The sequence below is a fragment of the Streptomyces sp. NPDC013317 genome, assembly GCF_055563155.1.
The window spans coordinates 1-5,834 of record NZ_JBVHDX010000031.1; the positions used below are offsets into that span (position 1 = coordinate 1).

General features: G+C 70.7%; 5 protein-coding genes. All 5 read left to right on the top strand.

From position 1 onward, the window contains the following. Positions 1 to 798: 798 nt before the first annotated feature. The 5 genes from ACZ3IJ_RS36075 to ACZ3IJ_RS36095 all read left to right on the top strand — a co-directional run bounded on the left by ACZ3IJ_RS36075 (position 799) and on the right by ACZ3IJ_RS36095 (position 5,451). On the top strand, positions 799 to 1,032 hold the full coding sequence (locus tag ACZ3IJ_RS36075) for a hypothetical protein (RefSeq protein ID WP_467475444.1): 234 nt from the start codon (positions 799 to 801) through the stop codon (positions 1,030 to 1,032). A gap of 270 nt (positions 1,033 to 1,302) precedes the next feature. Beyond that, positions 1,303 to 2,901, top strand: coding sequence for an FtsK/SpoIIIE domain-containing protein (locus ACZ3IJ_RS36080; protein ID WP_467475446.1), 1,599 nt, complete (start codon positions 1,303 to 1,305; stop codon positions 2,899 to 2,901). Next, the gene (locus ACZ3IJ_RS36085; protein ID WP_467475448.1) at positions 2,898 to 3,089 is read left to right on the top strand and encodes a hypothetical protein; all 192 of its coding nucleotides are present in this window, start codon (positions 2,898 to 2,900) and stop codon (positions 3,087 to 3,089) included. The genes ACZ3IJ_RS36080 and ACZ3IJ_RS36085 overlap by 4 nt, the downstream gene beginning before the upstream one ends. Positions 3,090 to 3,091: 2 nt before the next feature. Then, on the top strand, positions 3,092 to 3,856 hold the full coding sequence (locus ACZ3IJ_RS36090) for a DUF2637 domain-containing protein (RefSeq protein ID WP_467475450.1): 765 nt from the start codon (positions 3,092 to 3,094) through the stop codon (positions 3,854 to 3,856). 197 nt (positions 3,857 to 4,053) lie between these two features. Then, the gene (locus tag ACZ3IJ_RS36095; protein ID WP_467475452.1) at positions 4,054 to 5,451 is read left to right on the top strand and encodes a rolling circle replication-associated protein; all 1,398 of its coding nucleotides are present in this window, start codon (positions 4,054 to 4,056) and stop codon (positions 5,449 to 5,451) included. The last annotated feature ends 383 nt before the right edge of the window (positions 5,452 to 5,834 follow it).

A 5,834-nucleotide genomic window follows, 5' to 3' on the forward strand; every position in this document is an offset into this window, starting at 1 on the left:
CCACGAAAAAGCCCCCGGAGCCTTCAGGCTCCGGGGGCTTCGTCGTTTGCGGGTCGGTTACCGCCGCAGTCGCAGGATCACGACCACGACCACAACGACGGACCCGACGCTTAGAACGGCCTCTGCATGGAAGTACATCGGTCCCCCTCTCGTGTGCTCACCCTGAGCACTCAAGAGCAGGCTATACCGGCTGTGTCAGCTTGCGCCGCTCGATTCAGGCTGACCCTCGCGTTTCGACAACTGACGGAACTCAGGGCCGCTCGATACGTCAACTGACGAAACTCGGCGGGCCGTTGGCCTGCGAAAACGACGCAACCCGCACCCGCCCCGCCTCCGCAACACACCCCCCGGCTCTTGGGGGGTTCCCTCCGGTCGCGGCAGCGGGCGAAGCCCTAGCGGGCCGACTCGGGGGGTGCAAGCGACACGCTTTTCGTCGCTTGCGGCCCCCGGGGCGGTCTGCTTGCCTCTGGCGCTGTCGTGGCCGGAGGGAACCCCCCAAGAGCCTCACTACCTCGGCCACCCACGAACCCGCAGACCACAACGGAGCCCCCCTCCCCTCTGGGCTGTGGTAGCCCGGCGGAGCCTCTGTCTTTTCCCCACGCACGGCCCGCAGTCGGCCCCCTTGGCAAGGGGCGAGCAGAGTTTCCCCGTGCGGGCCCCTGTGCGGCCGCCTGAGCGCCTGTCAGGGTCCGCCCGGGGTCAAGGTCTTGGGGTGCTCCGCCGGAGCCTCACGCGCCCGTCTAGAGCTTCAGAGGAATCCCCTTGCGTCCTCTGTGGGTGTGTGCCACACTCACACCCATGGTTGATGAGGCGGCCGAGAAGGCAGCAATGCGGGCCAAGATCCAGGAACTTGGGGCCCGCCGGGCGAGGCTCCGCGCCGAGCTGGCGCGTGTGGACGCGGAGCTTCGGCCGCTCGTCCTGGAGGGGTCCGAGAGGTTCGAAGACTTCTCGGTCCGGGCCTTGGCCGAGTGGGCGGGGATCGCCACCACCACCGTCCAGATTTGGGCCCGGCCGCCGCGTCGCCGTAAGTGATCGTCCGGGCCGGAACTTCCGGCCCGAGCCTCGCGCACGCGTGCGCATAATGCGCGCGAGGCTGTCAAGCGTCCGGAACTTCCGGCCGGAATGTCACGCGCAGTGACACAAAACAAAGCGAGCCGCCCCGGGGATTAGGGCCCCCGAGACGGCTCTCACACCGACGAACGAGAGGCATGTCTCGTGATCATCAGTGCTGGTGAGAACAGTAGCCGCGATCCGGAAACGGTCGGCGCGCTGCTGTCGAATCTCGGCCCGCAAGGGGTCGCCGTGCTCCTGGCGGTGGGCGGCTGCCTGCTGCTGTGGGTGATCGGCAAGAAGGGCCGCCGGGCCCTGGCAAGGGCGGCGGGCAAGGCTCTCGCAAGGGCCGCCCGCGCCTTCGTCCGCTACGTGCGTATCGGGCTGTGGGCGGCTCGCCTGCGGATGCCGATGCGCCTGGCTATCCGCCTCCAGCCGGACCGCTGGCGGGCCATGACTGAGACTCGGAAGCTGACCGGTCTCAAGCGGGGGAGGGTCAAGCGCACGCCGATGGGCGTGGACGTCCGGGTCACCCTGGGCGGCTCGCTCACCGTGGAAGCGCTGACGGCCCGCATCAAGGACCTGGAGACGGGCCTAGGTACCCGCCGGGGTGCGGTCCGAGTGGAGCCGGTCCCGAGCGCCGCACACAAGGCGGTCGTACGCATCACGGTCCGCAATCCGCTCGGCAAGGTCGTGCCGTGGCCGGTGCCCAAGGGACTGGTGAGCATCAAGGACCCTGCGCCGCTGTCCATGGACCCGTTCGGGGAGTGGACCTCCATCGACCTCCGGCAACGCATCCTGATCGTGGGTGCGTCGGGGTCGGGCAAGTCCTCGGCTCAGCGCGTGCTCGCCGCGCCGGTGATCCTGGCGGCGGATGCCGACCTGGAGGTGTGGGACCTCAAGCAGGGCACCGAGTCCCAGCACTACGAAGGCAAGGCAGACGTCCGGATCACCACGGCGGACGCGGCCAAGGCTCGGCTGCGCTGGTTCATGAACGTCGAGCTTCCGCGCCGGGCGGCCGTGATGCAGAGCCTTGGTACGAGCACCTGGCCCACCTCGATGCAGCACCCGGACCGGATCGTCATGGTGGATGAGGGCGCGGCCCTGATCCGTGACCTGGACGCGGATGAGCTGGAGCTGTTCTTCACCTTCCTGGAGCAGGCTCGGGCCTTCGGCATCTACGTCTGGTGGGCCACGCAGTTCCCCAAGTCCACGAACCTCCCGACTGAGCTGCGCTCGCAGATGTCGGCCCTGATCGCCCTCAAGATGCGGCGACAGTCGGAATCCCGGCTGGTCTTCGAAGACCTGACCCGAGAGGGCTGGTTGCCTCACCGGCTCCCCGGTAAGGGCTGGCTGCTCCTCCTCGACGACGAGCACGACGAGCCGGAGCAGACCCGCGCCGCGTTCATCAATGAGAAGCAATTCCGCAAGCTCCAGCCGTACGTGTCGGAGCGTCCGGCCCCGGAGACGGACACGAGGAGGGGCCTGCCAGAGGGCGAAGCCCGGCGGCCGGCCACTCCGGCCCCCATTCCGCCGATGCCGACTCGGCCGCCGTGGTCCGCCGACGGTGACGACGAGGACGACACGAGGAGGGGCCTGCCAGAGGGCGAAGCCCGGCGGCCGGCCACTCCGGCCCCCGCTCTGGATGAGCTGAGCGTCCCGGACGCGATCCGGGCCGCGCTGGCCGATGCCCCGGCGGGCGGCATGTCCGCCGCTGAGCTTCAGGTCTCGACCGGTCGCGGCAAGTCGCAGGTGTACGCGGGGCTCCTGGAGCTGACCGACGACGGCACGGCCGTGAAGGTCGGCCGGGGCCGGTACGTCCTCGCCGGAAGCGTGGAGGTGTCGGCATGACGCAAGAGACCTGGGACCGCGTGCTGATAGGCGGCCTGATCACCTTCGCCGTTTCCGCGGGGCTGCTCGGCCTCGTGGGCGTGCTCCTGGCGGTGCTCAAGCTCGCCGCCGAAACGGCCGCCGCGATCGGCGCGGCGGCCCCGGCCGGGATCGGCCTCACCATCGCGCTCCGCCGGAAGGGGAAGTGACCATGACCAAGCAGACTGCCGAGCGGTACGCACTCATCGGCGCGGGCGTCGTGATCGTCGCCCTTACGGCGCTGGCGTTCTGGCTCTCCTACGCCCACCTCGCCGAAGTGGCCCGCGCTCACGGGCTCGGGCACGCCACCGAACGCATGTGGGCCTGGCCCGCGACGCTGGACGCGTTCATCGTCGGCGGTGAGCTGCTGATGCTCCGCGCCGGACTCCAGGGCCGAACCGACTGGTGGGCCATCGGCATCACGGCCGCCGGGTCGGTCGGCTCGATCGTCCTCAACGTGGCCGGAGTGACCGGCGACAGGGACGCGTCGGCTGTCCCGCTCCTCGACTACGTGGTTGCGGCTGTCCCGCCCACTGCCGCGCTCCTCGCGTTCGGTGTCCTCATGCGGCAGGTTCACGGCCTGGTGGCCGATGCCGAACCCGCCCCCGTAGAGGTGGTGACCATCGAGCGGGACACCCCTCCGGCCGCCCCTGTCCCGCAGGTGTCCACCCCCGACCCTGAGCCGGTCGCCCTGGAGGCATCGCCCCTGGTCATCTGCGGGGGACACCTGGAGATTCCCCCTGTCCCCCCGCGTCGCCGCCTCGGCACCGAGGAAGCTCACGCGGTGATTCAGCAGGCATGGCGGGACGGCCTGTCCATCCGTGAGGCGGCCCGGGTGTCCACCCGGTCTCCCGCCACCGTTCAGCGGGCCTACGCCCAGCTCGAAGAGTCCCGCCCGATGGCGGGGCAGATCGAACTAGACGGCCTCGCCGCCTAGACACGCCGACGGCCCGCCGGAGCAATTCCGGCGGGCCGCACGGTCGTTGTAGGGCAGTATCAGGGCCCAGAAATGCAACGAGCCGGGATTGCCGTCCCGGCTCGCCCGCATCCGATCTCGACGACACCGAGACAGGAAACGTTGCTTTGAACAGCGTACGAGAGACACCCCCCCTGGCTCCACAGGGAGCCACCGCGTTGCGCGCGGCCCGCACCGACGACGGCGCGGCCCCGGCGGGGCTTGTTACATGTGCCATAACTGTCCGCGTAAGCGAACCCGCAGGTCAGGGAGCCGCGCGGACGCGCAGCTTCCCGACCTCGGATCTGGTCTCCGCTGCTGCCGGTCTGCTGCCCAAGCGGGAAGGCTGGGACGGCCACGAAGGGCCCCGGCCGGTCCTCACCATCGCGCCCGGCGTCGTGTCCATGGGATGGCCGGACGTGGCCCGGCGGGAGCGGACTGCCGAGCGGACTCAGGAGTCGGCCCGCAAGCGGGCTGAGGAACTGGCCCGCTACCTCGCCGAGAACGGCGGGGAGTTCCCGGAGGACCCGGAGCCCTCCCGTGAGGTGGTCGCCTGGTCGGCCAAGAGCCGGGCGCGCATGACGCGCACGCTGGCTGAGCTGGACTATGAGCCGCTGCTCAGGATGGGGCTGCGGCTGCCCATGACGACGCTCACCTATCCGGGTGACTGGCTGACGGTCGCGCCGACTGGGGCGGCGGTGAAGCGCCACATGACCACGTTCTACAAGCGGTTCGAACGGGCCTGGGGCTTCGCCTGGCCCGGCATCTGGAAGCTGGAGTTTCAGCGTCGGGGGGCTCCCCACATCCACATGTGGGGCCCTCAGCCGGAGGGCACGGCCGGAGCGCTGCGGCGCATGACCCAGACCCGGTACCGCCCGGCGGTCGGTGACGGACTGGAGTACCGGCGCTGGCTGTCGGTCGCGTGGGCGGACATCGTGGCCCACCCGGACCCCGAGCAGCGGCGGCGGCACACGCTGGCCGGTACGGGCGTGGACCTCCGGGAGGGCGAGCGGATGACCGACCCTCGCCGCCTGGCGATCTACTTCAGCAAGCACGGCTCGTACGGCGCGAAGGAGTACCAAAACGAGGTGCCCACCGAGTGGCAGGCACCCGGCTGCGGGCCCGGCCGGTTCTGGGGCTACCGGGGACTTGAGAAGGCGACGGCGGGCGTCGAGCTGGCCCCGGCTGACGCGGTGTTCGTCGCGCGCACGCTGCGGCGGCTGGCCAAGTCCCAAGGGGTCACCCGGCAGACAACCGTCCGGCGGACCAAAGGCGGCGGGCAGGTCCGTTCGAAGTACCCGAACGTGATCGGCCTCGCCGGAGCCCAGTACCTGACCGATGCCGGACCGACCCGGTACCGGACGGTCCGGCGGCCCGTGGTCCGGCTCGCCTCCGGAGCTGGGTTCCTCTGCGTCAACGACGGCCCGGCCATCGCGGCCGGGCTCGCCCGTGCGCTAGAGCGCCGGATCTTGGATCCGGACTCGGCGCGCCGAGCGGCCGAAGGGGCCGAAGCGAAGCGGGCCCGACTTCGGGCCGCTGGCGAGCGGCGACAGGCGGCACGCCTGGCGGCCTTGTAGTCCCGTTGCGACCGAAGGGAGTGGCGGGCGGGCGGCCCATAAGCGAAGCGTTGGGCCATAGCTCGCTCCCAGGAATCCGGGGATTGGCCGCGCAGCGGACTGACTGCGCCGGATTCCTGGGCGGCACCTACGTGAGGCGGTCACGAGGAGGGGCCTGCCAGAGGGCGAAGCCCGGCGGCCGGCCACTCGTCGGGGCTGCCGACCCTGACCCACTAGGCGGTCACGCCGGGGGGCCTGCCAGAGGGCGAAGCCCGGCGGCCGGCCACCCGGTGGGGCTGCCGACCTCAACCACGAAAAAGCCCCCGGAGCCTTCAGGCTCCGGGGGCTTCGTCGTTTGCGGGTCGGTTACCGCCGCAGTCGCAGGATCACGACCACGACCACAA